General features: G+C 67.2%; 17 protein-coding genes, 2 tRNA genes and 1 riboswitch. Of the genes, 7 read left to right on the top strand and 12 right to left on the bottom strand.

Annotated elements, in window-relative coordinates; genetic code table 11:
* Window positions 1-140: 140 nt before the first annotated feature.
* Together MUG78_RS00185 and MUG78_RS00180 are read right to left on the bottom strand one after the other, a co-directional pair.
* Window positions 141-617 carry a PGPGW domain-containing protein gene (locus tag MUG78_RS00185; RefSeq protein ID WP_246991047.1) on the bottom strand — a complete coding sequence of 159 codons (477 nt, stop codon included), beginning with the start codon at window positions 615-617 and terminating at the stop codon, window positions 141-143.
* Window positions 618-633: 16 nt separating this feature from the next.
* Complete coding sequence (locus MUG78_RS00180) at window positions 634-1,488, bottom strand: AlbA family DNA-binding domain-containing protein (protein WP_246991046.1); 855 nt, start codon at window positions 1,486-1,488, stop codon at window positions 634-636.
* Between the two features lie 160 nt (window positions 1,489-1,648).
* On the opposite strand from MUG78_RS00180, the gene MUG78_RS00175 reads away from it, so the two are divergent.
* Window positions 1,649-1,722, top strand: a tRNA-Ile gene (locus MUG78_RS00175).
* A 317-nt stretch (window positions 1,723-2,039) separates the two neighbouring features.
* Here MUG78_RS00175 and MUG78_RS00170 read toward each other — a convergent pair.
* Both MUG78_RS00170 and MUG78_RS00165 read right to left on the bottom strand, forming a co-directional pair.
* Entirely contained in the window at window positions 2,040-2,276 is a 237-nt protein-coding gene (locus tag MUG78_RS00170) for a hypothetical protein (protein WP_246991044.1), read from the bottom strand.
* A 113-nt stretch (window positions 2,277-2,389) separates the two neighbouring features.
* Complete coding sequence (locus MUG78_RS00165; protein ID WP_246991042.1) at window positions 2,390-2,611, bottom strand: hypothetical protein; 222 nt, start codon at window positions 2,609-2,611, stop codon at window positions 2,390-2,392.
* A 344-nt stretch (window positions 2,612-2,955) separates the two neighbouring features.
* Window positions 2,956-3,067, top strand: a riboswitch (TPP riboswitch).
* A gap of 26 nt (window positions 3,068-3,093) precedes the next feature.
* Between MUG78_RS00165 and MUG78_RS00160 the strand changes: the two genes are divergently transcribed.
* Window positions 3,094-3,870, top strand: coding sequence for a 3-oxoacyl-ACP reductase (locus tag MUG78_RS00160; RefSeq protein ID WP_246991041.1), 777 nt, complete (start codon window positions 3,094-3,096; stop codon window positions 3,868-3,870).
* 91 nt (window positions 3,871-3,961) lie between these two features.
* Window positions 3,962-4,858: a VOC family protein gene (locus MUG78_RS00155; RefSeq protein WP_246991040.1), complete on the top strand. Its 897-nt coding sequence runs from the start codon at window positions 3,962-3,964 to the stop codon at window positions 4,856-4,858.
* A gap of 40 nt (window positions 4,859-4,898) precedes the next feature.
* On the opposite strand, the gene MUG78_RS00150 is transcribed toward MUG78_RS00155, so the two are convergent.
* Entirely contained in the window at window positions 4,899-6,584 is a 1,686-nt protein-coding gene (locus MUG78_RS00150; RefSeq protein WP_246991039.1) for an MDR family MFS transporter, read from the bottom strand.
* On the bottom strand, window positions 6,581-7,225 hold the full coding sequence (locus MUG78_RS00145) for a TetR/AcrR family transcriptional regulator (protein WP_246991037.1): 645 nt from the start codon (window positions 7,223-7,225) through the stop codon (window positions 6,581-6,583). Before MUG78_RS00145 ends, MUG78_RS00150 begins: the two co-directional genes overlap by 4 nt.
* 102 nt (window positions 7,226-7,327) lie before the next feature.
* Here MUG78_RS00145 and MUG78_RS00140 point away from each other — a divergent pair, with 102 nt between their 5' ends.
* The gene (locus MUG78_RS00140; RefSeq protein ID WP_246991035.1) at window positions 7,328-7,894 is read left to right on the top strand and encodes an MOSC domain-containing protein; all 567 of its coding nucleotides are present in this window, start codon (window positions 7,328-7,330) and stop codon (window positions 7,892-7,894) included.
* Window positions 7,895-7,902: 8 nt separating this feature from the next.
* On the opposite strand, the gene MUG78_RS00135 is transcribed toward MUG78_RS00140, so the two are convergent.
* The 5 genes from MUG78_RS00135 to MUG78_RS00115 all read right to left on the bottom strand — a co-directional run bounded on the left by MUG78_RS00135 (window position 7,903) and on the right by MUG78_RS00115 (window position 10,990).
* A complete protein-coding gene (locus MUG78_RS00135) occupies window positions 7,903-8,670 on the bottom strand; it encodes an ankyrin repeat domain-containing protein (protein WP_246991033.1) in 768 nt (255 codons plus the stop codon).
* Between the two features lie 11 nt (window positions 8,671-8,681).
* Window positions 8,682-8,819 carry a hypothetical protein gene (locus MUG78_RS00130; protein ID WP_246991031.1) on the bottom strand — a complete coding sequence of 46 codons (138 nt, stop codon included), beginning with the start codon at window positions 8,817-8,819 and terminating at the stop codon, window positions 8,682-8,684.
* Between the two features lie 193 nt (window positions 8,820-9,012).
* A tRNA-Asn gene (locus MUG78_RS00125) sits at window positions 9,013-9,085 on the bottom strand.
* A gap of 83 nt (window positions 9,086-9,168) precedes the next feature.
* Window positions 9,169-9,861 (bottom strand): GntR family transcriptional regulator, encoded by a 693-nt coding sequence (locus MUG78_RS00120; RefSeq protein ID WP_246991029.1) that lies wholly within the window; start codon window positions 9,859-9,861, stop codon window positions 9,169-9,171.
* On the bottom strand, window positions 9,851-10,990 hold the full coding sequence (locus MUG78_RS00115) for an acyl-CoA dehydrogenase family protein (protein WP_246991026.1): 1,140 nt from the start codon (window positions 10,988-10,990) through the stop codon (window positions 9,851-9,853). Before MUG78_RS00115 ends, MUG78_RS00120 begins: the two co-directional genes overlap by 11 nt.
* Window positions 10,991-11,098: 108 nt before the next feature.
* Here MUG78_RS00115 and MUG78_RS00110 point away from each other — a divergent pair, with 108 nt between their 5' ends.
* Window positions 11,099-11,809: an Rv1363c family protein gene (locus tag MUG78_RS00110; RefSeq protein WP_246991024.1), complete on the top strand. Its 711-nt coding sequence runs from the start codon at window positions 11,099-11,101 to the stop codon at window positions 11,807-11,809.
* 5 nt (window positions 11,810-11,814) lie between these two features.
* Here MUG78_RS00110 and MUG78_RS00105 read toward each other — a convergent pair whose 3' ends face one another.
* Window positions 11,815-13,011: a TetR/AcrR family transcriptional regulator gene (locus MUG78_RS00105; protein WP_246991022.1), complete on the bottom strand. Its 1,197-nt coding sequence runs from the start codon at window positions 13,009-13,011 to the stop codon at window positions 11,815-11,817.
* 171 nt (window positions 13,012-13,182) lie between these two features.
* Between MUG78_RS00105 and MUG78_RS00100 the strand changes: the two genes are divergently transcribed.
* Together MUG78_RS00100 and fadD5 are read left to right on the top strand one after the other, a co-directional pair.
* Window positions 13,183-13,983 (top strand): enoyl-CoA hydratase-related protein, encoded by an 801-nt coding sequence (locus MUG78_RS00100; protein WP_246996707.1) that lies wholly within the window; start codon window positions 13,183-13,185, stop codon window positions 13,981-13,983.
* Window positions 13,984-14,066: 83 nt separating this feature from the next.
* Window positions 14,067-15,662 carry a fatty-acid--CoA ligase FadD5 gene (gene fadD5 / locus MUG78_RS00095; protein ID WP_246991020.1) on the top strand — a complete coding sequence of 532 codons (1,596 nt, stop codon included), beginning with the start codon at window positions 14,067-14,069 and terminating at the stop codon, window positions 15,660-15,662.
* Window positions 15,663-15,782 lie beyond the last annotated feature (120 nt).

Below are 15,782 nucleotides of genomic sequence, written 5' to 3'. Positions count from 1 at the left end.
TTGTCGCTACTTTCACTCTCCACTGTACGCCGAAAAGTGAGTAAAGCAATAGATTTCTCACATATATGTTCGAAGCGAGGAGATGCATTCACCCCGTTGTTGCGAGAGTGGTAGGCAGGACCGGCGGTAGCGGAGGTGTGTCAGCCGAAGAACGGCGAGGCGAGCCAGGCCCATTCGATGCCGACCCAGCCGGCGAACAGGGCGAGTCCGCCGGTGACCCAGAGTGTGGCGAGCACGATTGCGCACGTGCCGATCGCAAGCAGGGCCTGTGCCAGGAGGTTGCCGTCGATGTACTTCCGGTAGACGTCGTTCAGCAGGCCCATGACTGTGTGCCGCAGTTTCGCGGCCCATTCGAGTTCCTGCGACAGGATCAGCAGACCGAGGAAGACGATGGCCCACCCCGGGCCGGGATAGGGGATGGTGACGGCACCGACGGCGGTGACGAGAACACCCACCGTGATCGTGACGTACCGAAGCAGATGTCCGAGCGGGTGGTTGTGTCGGATGTGCTGATAGCGGATGCCGAGGCGCTTGACGTAGCCCGGGGACGAGTCGCCGGCGTCGGGTGACTCGGGGACGTCGGTTGCGTCGCCATCGGGGCTCGGTTCGGCGGGCATGCGGGAGTCGCTTTCGTCAGGTGAAACGGACGGTAGCGCGCAACTGCGCGGCCAGGTTGGGGCCGACGTTCATCGGCCAACGATGCATGATGTACTCGGCCGCCTGGTCCACGGCGAGTTGGCGGGTCGAGTTGCCGATCCGCACCCAGAATTCGCGCGGGGCATTCTTGGACGGCGCGAGGTACACCGGACGCGGCGACGCTGTGACGCTGATCCGGCAGACCTCGCGGGGCCCGTCGGCGGTGGGGAGCGATTCGATGGCGATGTCGGCGCTCGCGGCGGCGTTCTGGCCGAGTCCGGCGGCCACCAGGTCGTTCATCCAGAGTTCGTAGCGGTCGGCGTCGGACGTGCGCAGGGTCTGGTAGTCCGCGTCGAGCCCGAGCGGATTTCCGGCGTCGTCGGCCCCGATGATCAGGGTGCCGCCGTCGGAATTCAGAAATGCCGCAAGGGTTTTGACGATCACCAACTCCATGCGGGGATCCTTCTCCCCGGTCTTGAGGTTGACGCGCGCGGTGGACTTGAACTCCACCCGGTCTGATTCTCCGGCGGCCAGCAGGTCCGGAATGCTCGTCGGTACCGGTCGTTGGAGTCGGGCGGCGAGGGCGCTGTAGAGGCCGATCGCGGCGATCGAGCCGATCAGGCACGCCAGGATGGGGATCGGCGAGACCAGGCGGGTGGCCGAGGTGCCAGCGCCGACGATCAGCAGTCCGACAGCGGACCCGATGATGGCGACGACAATTCCGGTGGACGAGCGCAGATCGGCTCGACTGCCGAGAAGCACCTGAGCCAACTTGCTCAGGACGAGTGCCGCCAGGAGCACCGCCAGCAAACTGAGGCCGATGATCCACAACGGCTCTTTGATCGTCGTCACTACCGCCAATCTACCGGGCCCGTTGACGGTCAGTGCAGGGCGATGGTTCCGCCGGCGGGGGTGTCGGTGGGTCTTCGCCGCCGCCGACACGGTGCACACCGACGCGGAGGAGCGCCGAGGCGGTCGACTAGGCTTCGGATCGGCCCGCTTGCGGGTCTCGGGGGCGATAGCTCAGTTGGTTAGAGCCGCGGACTCATAATCCGCTGGTCCCGGGTTCGAGCCCCGGTCGCCCCACCTTTACAGGTCTGGCCAGAGTGGGTCTTGCCAGCACCAGACCGCCGAGCGTTGTCACAGACTGTCACAACTCACCGGAAAGTCTGCCCGGCGACCTTGAGTGCGTCGCTCTGCGCGTGGACGTACGTCCGCAAGGTGAAAGCGAGGTCGTGATGGCCGAGCCATGCCGCGATGGCGACAGGGGGCACGCCCGAGCGTGCATCAAGCTGCCACAATTGTGGCGGGCGTCGTGGAGGCGGACATGCTCAATGGCCAGTTCGCTGAGGAGCTTGGCCCAGTGGGCGGTGACCCAGGTCGGAGCGTAGGGGTGGCCCGCCTCATCGCTCGCCACGTACTCGCCGCCCCCGTAGTACGGCCGGATCTGGCCCGTAGAGCTTGTCCAGTAGGTCTGCGGCCTTGGCATCCCATTCGGCAATATGTGCCTGGCTGGCAGCGCGGAACTCTGCCTCCTGCTCGTCGTTCCAGTCCTCGCCGTACCTGTCGATGAAGTCGTCGTAGATCGCGGCGCACGCTTGCTGGCGGTCGAACAGGAAGTCCTGAGTGAGCAGCCGCATGTTTCCGACCCTAGCGCGAGCGCGCCCGCGCGAGCTGGCCATCGCCGCTGAGGGCCGCGTCTACGTCGACGGTATGACGGCCGCGGTTCTGCTGCTGCGCGGGTGACTCGTGCTTACTCCGAGGTGTCGGCGGCCGCCGGATCTGGCACATAGAGCTTGTCCAGTAGGTCCGCGGCCTTGATCTTCCATTCGGCAACGCTCGCCTGCGCCGCGGCGCGGAACTCTGCCTCCTGCTCGTCGTTCCAGTCCTCGCCGTACCTGTCGATGAAGTCGTCGTAGATCGCCGAGTGCGCTTTCTGGCGCTCGAATAGGAAGTCCTCGGTCAGTACTCGCATGTTTCCGACCCTAGCGCGAGCGCGCCCGCGCGAGACAGCCATTGTCGAGGGCGATCCGGTGCACCAGCGCCCCCGCTCCAGTGAGGATTCGGGGGCGCTGGTGTGCGGGCGTCGTGTCACGTTGTCACGGGCTTGTCACATCTCGGGCTGTCTCTGGTTGTTCTCTGCTGCGCTGACCAGCGCCGATAGACCGCGACGGCCAACGGGAGACAGTGATTCTGGTACTCATAATCTGCTGGTCCCGGGTTCGAGCCCCGGTGGCCCCACCGTGCAGTCCGCCGTCGCTGTCGCATCCGGGTTGGTGCCGCGGCGCCTTGTCTTGTGTCCCCGGCCGTGGTGGGATGGCTTCCGACACGGGGTGCCGCACCTACTCCGACCCGGAATCCTGCGGCTGAGATGACACCCGTCGAACCTGATCCAGTTAGCACTGGCGAAGGGATGTCAGATCAGCCCTTCGCCGATCCTCGAAAAGGACATTCGGCATGACAACTGCACTTCGTGGTCTCGATGACCAGGTCGTCGTCGTGAGCGGCGGCGCACGCGGCCTCGGCGCCGCCATCTCGCGCGCCTTCCTCGGGCAGGGTGCCCGCGTGGCGATCAACTACCACTCCTCCGGCGCTGCGGCGCACGCACTGGCCGCTGAGTTCGGCCCTCGCGCAGTCGCGGTGGCCGGTGACGTGCGGGACCGGGCCCGGGTCGACGCGGTGATCGCTGCGGCGCAGGAGGCCTTCGGTGCTCCGGTCACCACCGTGGTGAACAATGCGCTGATCGACTTCGCCTTCAACGGAGACGCGCGGGCTCAGGCCGGCGAGATCGGCTACCGCGACTTGGCCGCACAGTTCGAGGGCTCCGTGCAGGGGCCGCTGAACCTCATTCAGGCGGCACTGCCCGGCATGGCCGAGGCCGGTTTCGGGCGAGTGATCAACATTGGTACCAACCTGTTCCAGCATCCGGTGGTCCCGTATCACGACTACACGGCCGCCAAGGCAGCGCTGCTGTCGCTGACCCGCACCTTCGCCGATGACCTCGGACCCCGCGGTATCACCGTGAACATGGTTTCCGGGGGACTGTTGCAGACCACCGACGCCTCCGCGGCGACGCCGCCGGAGGTGTTCGACGCCATCGCCGCGGCCACGCCGTTGGGCGCGGTGACCACGCCGGAGCAACTCGCCGACGCGGTGCTGTTCTTCGCGTCCCCGTGGGCCCGCGGGGTGACCGGACAGAACCTGATCGTCGACGGGGGACTGGTCAAGGGTTAGCGAGAGGCCTCGCGCGCCCTGGACGCTGCCCGCGTCGGCGCGCAGGATGGAGAGGTAAGCCATTCTCCAGGCGCCGACGTGGGAGGTCGCCATGCAGAAGATCGTTCCGAACATCTGGTGCGACGGGAACGCGGAAGAGGTGGCGGCGTTCTACGCGTCGGTCCTGCCGAACACCACCGGTCGCGTGCAGGCGCGCTATCCGAGCGACGGCCTACCGGAGTTTCAGCAGGAGATGGCCGGCAAGCCGCTCACCGTCGAGGTGCTGATCGGCGACTACCAGGTGGTCCTGATCAATGCCGGTCCGGAGTTTCCGCCCAACCCGTCGATCAGCCTGATGCTGAGCTTCGATCCAGCGCAGGATCCGGACGCCGTCGTCGTCCTCGATCGGGTGTGGGCCGGGCTGTCCGACGGCGGCGAGGTCCTCATGGAACTGGGAGAGTATCCCTTCAGTCCCCGCTACGGCTGGGTGCGTGACCGGTACGGCGTCGGGTGGCAGGTGTTCGAATCCCCGGACGGCTCGCCGCCGCGACCCTTCGTGATGCCGTTGCTGCTGTTCGGCGGTGCCGCCCAGAATCAGGCCGGCCCGGCGATAGCGCTGTACACCTGGCTGTTCGACGACGCCGAGGTCGGTGTTCGCGTGGACTATGAGAGCGCGGAGGGGCCGGTGTCGGCGGGTTCGGTGAGGTACGCCGACTTCACCCTCTCCGGAGAATGGCTGGCGGCGATGGATTCGGCGCTGCCGCACGACTTCTCGTTCACCTGCGGAGTCTCCCTCCAGGTGAATTGCGCCGACCAGGCCGAGATCGATCGCTATTGGGAGTCGCTGTCGGCGGTGCCGGAGGCCGAGCAGTGCGGCTGGTGCGCCGATCGGTTCGGGGTGAGCTGGCAGGTGGTGCCCGCCGACCTCGAATCGGCCATGGTCACTCCGGAGGCCTACACCGCGATGATGGGCATGAAGAAGATCGTGATAGCCGACTTCCCCGACTGATCGCTCAGCCGGGGAAGTCGATTCGGTGTGCATCGTCTGGTCAGACGCGGCTGGCTGGCGCGCCTTCCTCGGACTCCGGATCGGGCAGGCTGTCGAAGGCGCTGATCCCGGCGGAGTCGTCGACCCGCTCCAGAAGCTGTCCTTCGGCCAACGACTCGGCCGCGATCTCCTCGGCGACCGACGTCGCCAGCGGCTTCGGCTCGATGAAGAGCAGGGCGATCAGGGCGATCGCCGCCAGCGGAACCAGGAACAGGAAGATCGGCAGCAGGGCCTCGTTGTAGGCGTGGATGATCGGATCGCGCAGCTGATCGGGCAGGCTGTTCACGCCGGCCGGCGTGAGGTGCTTGCGGAAGTCGTCGCTGCTGGCCGCGCCGGCGGCACCGAGATCGGCGCCGCTGCTGGCGAGCTTGTCGGTGAGGATCCCGATCAGGCGCGAGGCGAAGATCGAACCGACCACAGCCGAACCGAGGGTGGCGCCCACCTGGCGGAAGTAGTTGGCCGCGGCCGTCGCCGTGCCGACGATCGCGCCGGGGAACGAGTTCTGCACGATCAGGGTCAGCAACTGCATGGCCAGACCGATGCCGACGCCCAAGACGGCGAGGTACGTGCACATCAGCCACGTCGGATTCTCGACCGTCAGCGTGGACAGCAGGCCCATGCCGATGCCGATCAGGATCGAACCGGCGATCGGGAACAGCTTGTACTTGCCGGTGCGGCTGACCACCTGGCCGGACGCCACCGAGGCGACCAGGAGGCCACCCATCATCGGGATCATCAACAGGCCGGCGACGGTGGCGCTGACGCCAGTGACCATCTGGATGTACGTCGGCATGTAGCCCAGTGCGCCGAACATCGCCACACCGATCATGAGGCCGGCGATGGTCGTCAGCACGAAGTTGCGATCAGAGAACAGCGCCATCGGGATCACCGGGTGCTCGGCGCGCATCTCGGCGAGGCAGAACAGTACGGCGAGAACGACGGTGGCGATGATCAGGCCGATGATCTGCGCTGACGCCCAGTCGTAGGTGGTGCCACCCCAGGTCACGACGAGCACCAGGGCGGTGGTCGCTGCAGCGATCAGGGCCATGCCGAGGTAGTCGAGCTTCGGACGCTCGGCAACGTCCTTCTTCGGTAGCTTCAGGAACACGGTGCATGCGGCGATGGCGAGAATGCCCAAGGGGATGTTCAGCCAGAACGCCCAGCGCCAGCCGGGACCTTCGGTGAGCCAGCCGCCCAGCAGCGGTCCGGCGACGGAGGACACGGCGAACACGGCACCCATCACGCCCATGTAGCGGCCGCGCTCGCGGGCCGGCACGACGTCGGCGATGGCAGCCTGCGACAGGATCATCAATCCGCCGCCGCCGATACCCTGCAGCACGCGCGCAGCGATGAGCACGTCGATGTTCTGGGCGAGGCCGCCGACGATGGAGCCGAGGATGAACAGCCCGATCGCGACCAGGAGGACCGGCTTGCGGCCCAGTAGGTCGCTGATGCGGCCGTACACCGGCATCACGACGGTGCTCGCGAGGATGTAACCGGTGATGACCCAGGTCATCTGGTCGACGCCGTCGAGTTCGCCGACGATGGTCGGCAGCGCCGTGGACAGCACGGTCTGGTTCAGCGATGCGAGGAGCATCGTGACCATCAGGCCGATGAAGAGGAACAGAATGCTGCGGTCGGGCGACTTCTCTTCGGTCGTCGCCGCAGCGGTGGGGGTTCGTGTCATGGAATGTCCTTCAACGCTTCGATGAAGGTCGAGATGGCCTTCTTGATCGCGGCGGGGTCTGGGTTTTCGAGAATGCCGGGGTTGTCGGCGTGGGCGAAGCGGAGAACGGCGCCGGCCAAGAGGAGCAGGGCACGGGCGCTGTCGGCGGTGTTCTCGGACCGGTTCTCCTCGGAGATCCGTTCGGTGAGCACGTTGACCAGCAGTTCCTGGGTGGCGTCGCGGTGCTCGCGCACGCGGTCGAACAGTTCGCTGTTGGCGGCGGCGATGGCGTGCACCTGGGGGCTCGCGGACGAGCCGAGGGAGGCCATGGTCGTCACCGTCAGTTCGAGTGCCTGTCGGAAGCGTTCCTTGCCCGGAGTGTCGCCGTCCGAGGGAGGCAACGCCGGATGCAGGAAGGCCTCGATGGCATGGGCCGGGATCTGCGGTTCGGACAGTCCGAGAACCGCGTCTTCCTTGCACGGGAAGTAGTTGAAGAACGTGCGTCGGGAGATCCCCGCGCGCTCGGCGATGTCGGTGACGGTGGCGGTGGCCAGACCGTCGCGCAGAGTCAGCTCCACCGCCGCCTCGTGGATGCGACGGAAGGTCTCCGCGCGCTTGCGATCGCGGACACCGACGGTGGCGACTTCGGCAGATTCTTGCACCAGTGCATTCTTGCACCAGTGCAAGTTTCTGTCAAACGGTGGTGCCGAACGGCACTGCCGCAGCGTGACGCAGCGGAGTGGGGAGTCGGGCAGGATGAACGGATGAAGTTCGACAAGTCTGCCCGCGTGCTCGACGTCTGCGTCGTTCATCAGCTGCTGCCCGACCCGGGAAAGGTCGGCGTCACGGCGATCGACAAGCGGCCGGTCGAGGGTCCCGTTTCCGTGGGCCCGTACGGGCTGTATGCCGACGTGCAAGCCGACCGCAAGTATCACGGTGGCCTGGACCAGGCGATTTACGCTTATGCGGCCGAGGATGCCGACTACTGGGAGAACGAGTTGGGGCGCCCGACGCCGGCCGGCTGGTACGGCGAGAATCTGCGGGTGGAGGGCGTCGACCTGACCGGTGCTGGCGTGGGGGAGCAGTGGCAGATCGGGGAGAAGCTCGTGGTGGAGGTGACCTCGCCGCGCATTCCGTGCCAGACCTTCGCTCGCCGCGTCGGTGGGGAGGAGGAGCGCGGCTGGGTGAGGCGGTTCATGCAGGCGGGTCGGCCGGGGCTCTATCTCCGCGTCGTAACCCGGGGCGCGGTGGAAGCCGGCGATCCGATCGTCGTCCTCTCGTCCCCGTCGTCATCGCCGACGATCGGCGACGTCTTCGCCCGGCGCAGCTAGCTCCCCGACTAGTTCGGTCGGTGGCCGCGAAGGGTCGCGGCCATCGACGACTGGCCCAAGCGCTCTGCGTTCTCCAGCGCGGTGCGACCTGCGGCGTCACGGATGTTCGGATCGGCGCCTGCCTCCAGCAGTGCGGTGACGGTATCCAGGTATCGCTGCGAACCGTCGCCGTAGACGACGGCCTCCTGCAATGCCGTCCAGCCCGGGGTGTTGACGTGATTCACGTCGACCCCGGCGTCGATCAGCATGCGGACCGTCGAGACCGATCCGTGCTCGGCTGCCGGGATCAGCGCGGTGCCGCCGAATCGATTCACGCTGGCCAGGTCGGCGCCGTGATCGAGGGTCATGCGCAGGATCTGGTCGTATCCCTCGGCGCCGGCGTACAGGTAGGCCGAATCCTGCAGGTCGTCCTTGCTGTTCACATCCGCGCCCGCCTCGATCAGTGCGCGCGCGGACTCGACGGCGCGGTTCTTGGTGGCGGTCACCAGCGGCGTTCGGCCCTGCGCGTCCCGGGCCTCGATCACCGCACCGCGCCGGATCAGGTCGCGCACTCGGGTGGCATCGTCGGCCGCCGCTGCGGCCTGCAAGTCGCCGCTGCGGTCCGGGTTCGTCGGGCGAGGCGTGGGGGAGAACTGTGAGGTCGACGGCGGACCGACCGCGCCCTGGGTCGGTGTGGCGGAGGCTCCGGACCCGACGTCGGCACCGCACGCGGTCAGCGCGAGGATCGCGACAGCGGTCGTGGCGACGAGGGCGGTCCGTTCGGTGATGGTGCGCACGGTGCGGCTCGTCAACTGCTCGCACGCAGCGAGAACGCCTTGGTGAGATGGGTCGGTCCCTCGTACGTCGCGATCTCGATGGCGACGGCACGGACCTTGGCGAGATGATCGAGGCCCTCTTTGGCGGAAAGGCTGGGTGTGAAGGTCATCAGCCGCGACCGACCCGGCCGCTGAGGGGCTCGTGCACCAGAATGCTGCCCATGTGGCGTGGGTCGGATGACGTCACAGATGGGCTCCTTTGCTCAGTGTCTCGTGGACACCGTAGGGGTGACCGCCGACAGCCTGGCGTATTCGCGACAAACGTAAAAGCAAAAGACCGCCTGCGTGCAGGCGGTCTTTTTGCTCCCCCAATTGGACTCGAACCAATAACCTGCCGATTAACAGTCGGCTGCTCTGCCAATTGAGCTATGGGGGATTGCTTGCCCGGGCTGAGGAGAACCTCTTTCCGAACCGAGAACAGACTTTATCCCATCGTTCGGATAGTCACAAAACGACTGGTCAGGGCTTCTTATGTGTCCAGATGTCGGTGGAGTTCAGATGCTCCAGCAGCCGTTGGGCGCCGTCGGCGAACTGCAGGCGGATCGCCGCCTCCGCCGCTTTGGGATCCCGGGCCCGATAGGCCTCGATCAGTCGACGGTGACTGTCCAGCGTCGCAGCGCCCCAGCCGGGGTCGGCCGCGTACATCTGGTACGGCGTGTAGCGCGTCGCCGAACGCAGGAACCAGGCCAACTTGCTGCTCGCGCTGATCCGGTTGTGCGCGCGGTGGAAGTCGAACTCGGTCTCCGCGACCGCCGTCGCATCGCCGGAGACGACGGCCTCGCGTAGTCGGTCGACGGCGGCGACGAGGACGTCGATGTCCTCGTCGCCGATCATGCCGGCGGTGCGTCGCGCGATCTTGGCCGCGGCTTCGCCCTGCAGCCAGAAGATGTCCTCGACGTCAGTGCGCGAGAGGTCGGCGACCACGTATCCGCGGTGCGGTGCGCTGTCGACCATCCCCTCGCCGCGCAGCATCAGCAGTGCTTCGCGCACGGGTGTGACACTGACGCCGAGTTCCACGGCGGTCTCGTCCATCCGGATCGGTGTGCCGGGCAGGAGCTCGGCCTTCATGATCTTGTGCCGCAGGATGGACGCGACCTCCTCGGACAGTTGCGGGCGTCGCCGCAGTCCGAGTGGCGTGGAATTAGAGGCCATAGGTCTTTCCGATGATGTCGCGCTGGATCTCGTTGGTGCCGCCGAAGACGGTGGAGATGATCGCGCCGCGCATCAGCCGCTCGGCGTCGAACTCCTTGGCGTAACCGTAGCCGCCCATCATCTGCATGCCGTCGATCGTCATCGCCTTGGACACCTCGGTGGCCTTGAGCTTCACCATCGAAGCCTCGCGCGGCATCATCTTGCCCGGGTTGGCGTCGGCGGCCTGCGCGACGGCGTAGACCAGTTCCTTGGTGGCGGCGATCTCGGTGGCGTGGTCGGCCATGCGGTGGCGCAGCGCCTGGAAGCTGCCGATCGGGCGACCGAACTGCTTGCGTTCCTTGATGAACGTGAGTGTGTCGTCGAACGACCGCTCGGCCAGGCCCAGCTGCATGGCGGCCAGGATCAGGCGCTCGGTGTTGAGGCCGGCCATCAGCTGGGTCCAGCCGTTTCCGACCGTGCCGACCACCGCGGCGTCCGGCACGAAGCAGTCGGTGAAGTACAGGTCGTTCACCTCGCGGCCGCCGAGGGTGTCGATCTGATTGATCTTCAGGCCGTCGGTACCGGCCGGGATGTGGAACTGCGTAAGGCCCTCGTGCTTGCCGCCGGAGCTGTCGGTGCGAGCGATCAGCAGGATCGACGTGGCGAAGTGGGCGTTGGAGCACCAGGTCTTCTGGCCGTTGATCTTCCAGCCGCCGTCGACCTTCTCCGCGCGGCAGGTGAGGGCGCCGACGTCGGATCCGGCTTCGGGCTCGGACATCGAGATCGACAGCGCGTCGCCGGCGACGACGCCCGCCAGTACCTCGCGCTTGAGAGCGTCGTCGGCGAACTTCTCGTACGCGGCGGCCGTGATCAGGGTGGGGCCGATGCCGCCGATCGGGGCCTGGCCGCGCACTGACTCCTCGAGGAAGATGCAGAGCTCGACGTTGCCCGCGCCGGCGCCGCCGAACTCCTCGGCCACGTTGATGCCGGCCCAACCGAGTTCGGCCATCTTGCCGTAGAGCTCCTGCGAATGGTTCTCGTCACCGTTGTTGGTCCACTTGTTGCGCTGTTCGCGGGTGCCGGTCTCGCGTTTGCAGAAGTCGGCGACGGACTTGGCGAAGTCGGACTGTTCCGGGGTGAAGACGACCATGGGAGCTCCTCGAGATGGGACGATGTTGTCGTACAACATATATTTAATATCTGACCCAGGCGCAAGGGTTCCGCGGATCCGAGTCCGATGGCCGATACATTGGGCGCCATGTCTTCGAGTTCTGATCCCGACGCCGTTCCCGTCGAGGCCGCTGCTGCGGACGCGTCGACCGACGCGGGGGAGCCGGCCGTGCGCCGGGCGAGCACGTTGACCGCAGCCGAACGCGAGGACCTCCTGGCCGAGAACCGCAGGACTCGTGAGGAGCTGGTCGCCGACCAGTCCCGGGTGCCGGGGAAGGTGGTCGCGCCGGACGGCGGTTCCGGCGGGCGCGCAGTGGTGATCGCCTTGTCGGCAGTGGTGGCGGCCCTGCTGATCGCGGTGGGCGTGCTGAGCTACTTCGTCGCGACCGCCGACGAGGGGGACGGTCCCGGCACGGACATCGGGACGCAGGCACTCACCGACGCGCGAGAGTACGCGGCGCTCGTGGTGACCTACGCGCCCGGCGAGTTCGCCGACTTGGATCGACGGATTCGGGAGATCTCCACGCCGGAGTTCGCCGACCGGTACATCGCGTCGTCCCAGGACGCACGACGCGGCACCGACGAGGCCAAGGCGGCGTCGGTCGGCACCGGTGTCGCGGCCGGTCTGGAGTCGATCGACGACGAGCAGGCCGTGGTGCTGGTGGCCTTGAATCAGAAGATCACCTCGCCGGACCTGCCGAGCGCGGGGGAGGACGGTCTCGCGTATCAGACACGTGTGCGCGTGAGCCTGCAGCGTGACGGTGACCGCTGGCTGCTCTCGGATCTCGTCACGCTCTGACGCCGCTAGGCGAGCGTCGTCTGCTGCAGTACCGCGAGGGCCACGGCGGTCGCGGTGGCGGCGTCGGTCGGATGCGTGTGGCAGGTCAGATCGGTGATGACGTCGAGCGCGGCGTGCACCAGGAAACGCGCCGCGTTGGGCGGGAGTTCGGGGCGGGCGGCGAGCAGCCAGGTGGACCACTCGTCGACGTTGATGCGCTGCTGGCGACGCAGCGCGGCGCGGTCTTCCCCGCCGAGGGCGCCGAAGCAGCGCCGGTAGGCGGTGACGATCGCCGGCTCGGCGACGCACAGTCGCGCGTACTGCTCGGCGAGCCGCACCACCGCCTCGTCGGGTCCGTCGCTCTGCGCGAGTCCGGCGGTGATGGCCGACGTGGTGCGCTCGGACGTGCGCTGCAGGGCGGCGACCAGGATTGCCTGTTTGGACGGGAAGTGGCGGTAGACGCCCGACGGCGGCAACCCCACGGCGGCGCCGATGTCGTCGATGGTGACGTCGTGGAAACCCCGCGCGGCGAACAACAGCACCGACTCGGTCAGGATGTTCTCCCGGCGGCCGGTGGGGAGCAGGCCCGCGGCCGGTGTCGGCGTCGACGGTGTGTCCGGTAGTTCGGCGTGTACCGCGGCCAGCGCCGCGTTCCGGATGAGGGGCCCGATCACCTTGCGCGGCAGCGTGGCTCGGTGGTTGGCGGGGCTCGAGGCGATGGCGTAGATCGCATCGGTCAGGGTGTCGGTCTGGTTCTTGGTCAGCTCTGGACGCATCCGCCCGATGAGGTCGCGCGTCCGACGGTGGGATGCGCGCCGTAGGTCGCGGGCGAACGCGCGATCCTCGTCGCTCAAGCTCTGCCACTCCCAGCGGTAGACGTCGCTGTGGCGTCGATGAGCCAGCACGCCGGTCAGGTACGCGTCGATCACCGCCGCCAACTCGGCGTCCGGCGCCTCCGGTTGGGTCGGTACCGCAGCCAGCGCCGCGTGCACCCGGGTGCTCATGTCCCGGGTCACCGCGCCGAGGAGATCGGCCTTGTTGGCGAAGTGGCGGTACAGCGCGGGCGCGGAGACTCCCGCGGCGTCGGCGATCTCGGCGAGCTTGGTGCCGTGAAAGCCGTGTTCGCTGAAGCTGATCGTCGCCGCGGCGACGATGTGCTCGCGGCGATCTGGCGGTCGGGCCCGGCCGGTGGGCGCGGGTGCCCGAGGTGGCGTCGGGGACATGGAAGGCCATGTTAGCCGAAGGCGCACGCTCAGATATACGTTCAGTGATCCAGAGTGAAAGACCTGGACAGCGACCCTATCGGCAAAAGTAAGTTAATCGCCATTCTCATGAGTTGGATCACAAGTGGTGTTATGGTGTGCGGCAACGACAAGTCCGGCGAGAAGGAAACGATGACGCAGTTCGAGTACGCGGACGGAATCTGGGGCGGGATCGACGAGGCGGGGGTGGCCCGGCTGGAGATCGACCGCCCGGAGGTGCTCAATGCGCTCGACGGCGCCGCATCCGGGCGGATCATCGCCCTGTGCGATGCATGGCGCGCCGATCCGCGAGTGCGGGCGGTGGTGATCTCCGGTCGCGGCGGTGCCTTCTGTGCCGGCGCTGATGTAGCGGGTATGGCCTCCGCTGCGTCCGCCAAGGGCGGTTTCGACGAGGCCGATTCGCTGGCCATCATCGAGAACGGTTCCCGTTTGGTGGGCGCCGTCCGCGCGCTGCCGATGCCGGTGATCGCGGCGATCGACGGTCCCGCGGTGGGGATCGGCGCCTCGCTCGCGGTGGCCGCCGATCTGATCTACGCGAGTGCGCGCAGCTACTTCCTGTTGACGTTCGTCCGGATCGGGCTCATGCCCGACGGTGCCGCCACCGCGACCTTCGCCGCTTCTCTCGGCCGTGCGCGGGCCAACTCGATGGCGCTGCTCGGCGAGAAGCTCTGTGCCACCGAAGCTTTCGAGGTCGGACTGATCAACGGCGTCATCGAGGAGGCGGAAGGTCTGGATGCCGTCGTGGCTCGGGTGACCGCCAAGCTGTGCGCGTCGTCGCCGGAAGCGCTGGCGCTGACCAAGGCCGCCCTCGACGCCGCGACGCTCCCGCAATACGACGGCGCCATCGATCGGGAGATCGCCGGCCAGACCCGACTGCTGCAATCCCCCCAGTTCCAAGCCGCGATCGCCGCCTTCGCCGCGGCCGGCCGCTGACGCACACAGCTGACCCGACCACTGTTCACACCCGACGACCCGATTCCCCGACCGTGCACCGCACATCCGATCAAGGAGACCCCGTGACCAACGCCCTCGGCATCGACCTGAACACCGAACCGACGCGTTCGCGCCGCAACCATTGGAACAACCAGTGCCGTCGCCACGCGCAGATGACGCCGGACAAACCCGCCCTCAAGTTCATGGGTGAGGTGACCACCTGGTCCGAGCTGGATGCGCGCACCCACCGTCTGGCGGCGGCCCTGCGTCGCCGCGGCGTGGGCTTCGGCGACCGCATCCTGGTCCTGATGCTCAACCGCTCGGAATACGTGGAGCTGGTCTTCGCTGCCAACCTGCTCGGCGCGATCCCGGTGCCGGTGAACATCCGGATGGCGCCGCCGGAGATCGGCTTCATCGTGCAGGACTCGGGTTCGACGATGATCGTCACCGAATCGCTCCTCGCGCCGCTGGCCGACGCAGTGGCCGGAATGACGGGCATCGAGAACGTGATCGTGGTCGGCGACACCGACAGCGAGGCGCACCTGCGCTACGAAGAGCTCGTGGCCGAGGACGGCTCGGACCTGCCGGAGCTGGACGTTCCGGAAGACACCGTCGCGCTGATCATGTACACCTCGGGCACCACCGGTAAGCCCAAGGGTGCCATGCTGACCCACCAGAATCTGCAGTCGCAGGGGGCGACGTTGCTGCAGGCCCTGGACACCAAGACCGACGACATCGGCTCCTGCGTGGCCCCGATGTTCCACATCGCCGGTCTGGGCGCGATGACCTCGCTGATCTACATGGGGGCGCAGAGCCTGATTCACCCGCTCGGCGCCTTCGACCCGAACGAGATGCTCGACATGCTCGAAGCCGAGGGCACCACCAGCATCTTCCTCGTGCCCGCGCAGTGGCAGGCCGTCTGTGCCGCGCAGCAGGCGCGGCCGCGCGACCTGAAGCTGCGCGTGATCTCGTGGGGCGCGGCCCCGGCGTCGGACTCGGTGCTGACCGCGATGAACGAGACCTTCCCGGACGCGATGAATGTCGCGGTCTTCGGTCAGACCGAGATGTCGCCGGTCACCTGTGTGCTCGACGGTAAGGATGCGCTGCGCAAGATCGGGTCCATCGGCAAGGTGGTGCCCGCGGTGACCGCGCGCATCGTCGATCCGCTCGGGGAGGACGTGGCGCCCGGTGAAGTCGGCGAGATCGTCTACCGCGGCCCCACCATGATGGTCGGCTACTGGCAGAACCCGGAGGGTACCGCCGAGGCCTTCCGTGACGGCTGGTTCCACTCCGGCGACCTGGTGCGCCAGGACGAGGAGGGCTTCCTCTACGTGGTGGACCGCGCGAAGGACATGATCATCTCCGGCGGCGAGAACATCTACTGCTCGGAGGTGGAGAACGTGCTGTTCAGTCACCCGAAGATTCTGGAGGCCGCGATCATCGGCCGTCCGCACGAGAAGTGGGGCGAGGTCCCGGTGGCCGTCGTCGTCCTGGCCGAGGGCGCCGACGAGCTGACGCTCGAGGAGCTCGAGCCCTATCTCAACGACAACTTGGCCCGCTTCAAGCACCCGAAGGACATCGTGGTGGTCGACGAACTGCCGCGCAATGCCGGCGGCAAGGTGGTCAAGCCGACGCTGCGCGCCGCCTATGGAGGCAAGGACGCCGGCCTGGTCCACTGACCACCCACCGGCCAGCCTGATCTAACGCTGCCGTCTGCGCCAGTCACTATGCGACTGGAGCAGACGGCAGCGTCGTCGGGGAGGGGTGTGATTCGCGGGTAACTGTAACGTGTTTCAATC

The organism is Gordonia alkaliphila (genome assembly GCF_023017165.1).
In the GTDB taxonomy this organism is placed as follows: domain Bacteria; phylum Actinomycetota; class Actinomycetes; order Mycobacteriales; family Mycobacteriaceae; genus Gordonia; species Gordonia alkaliphila.
The sequence above is the reverse complement of the archived record's forward strand: the minus strand, read 5'-3'. Positions and strand labels throughout refer to the sequence as shown.

Coding starts and splice junctions, on each gene's coding strand:
- MUG78_RS00185 (WP_246991047.1), bottom strand. CDS start 617: ATGCCCGCCGAACCGAGCCCCGATGGCGACGCAACCGACGTCCCCGAG.
- MUG78_RS00170 (WP_246991044.1), bottom strand. CDS start 2,276: ATGCGGCTGCTCACTCAGGACTTCCTGTTCGACCGCCAGCAAGCGTGC.
- MUG78_RS00165 (WP_246991042.1), bottom strand. CDS start 2,611: ATGCGAGTACTGACCGAGGACTTCCTATTCGAGCGCCAGAAAGCGCAC.
- MUG78_RS00160 (WP_246991041.1), top strand. CDS start 3,094: ATGACAACTGCACTTCGTGGTCTCGATGACCAGGTCGTCGTCGTGAGC.
- MUG78_RS00155 (WP_246991040.1), top strand. CDS start 3,962: ATGCAGAAGATCGTTCCGAACATCTGGTGCGACGGGAACGCGGAAGAG.
- MUG78_RS00150 (WP_246991039.1), bottom strand. CDS start 6,584: ATGACACGAACCCCCACCGCTGCGGCGACGACCGAAGAGAAGTCGCCC.
- MUG78_RS00140 (WP_246991035.1), top strand. CDS start 7,328: ATGAAGTTCGACAAGTCTGCCCGCGTGCTCGACGTCTGCGTCGTTCAT.
- MUG78_RS00130 (WP_246991031.1), bottom strand. CDS start 8,819: ATGACCTTCACACCCAGCCTTTCCGCCAAAGAGGGCCTCGATCATCTC.
- MUG78_RS00120 (WP_246991029.1), bottom strand. CDS start 9,861: ATGGCCTCTAATTCCACGCCACTCGGACTGCGGCGACGCCCGCAACTG.
- MUG78_RS00115 (WP_246991026.1), bottom strand. CDS start 10,990: ATGGTCGTCTTCACCCCGGAACAGTCCGACTTCGCCAAGTCCGTCGCC.
- MUG78_RS00110 (WP_246991024.1), top strand. CDS start 11,099: ATGTCTTCGAGTTCTGATCCCGACGCCGTTCCCGTCGAGGCCGCTGCT.
- MUG78_RS00105 (WP_246991022.1), bottom strand. CDS start 13,011: ATGTCCCCGACGCCACCTCGGGCACCCGCGCCCACCGGCCGGGCCCGA.
- MUG78_RS00100 (WP_246996707.1), top strand. CDS start 13,183: ATGACGCAGTTCGAGTACGCGGACGGAATCTGGGGCGGGATCGACGAG.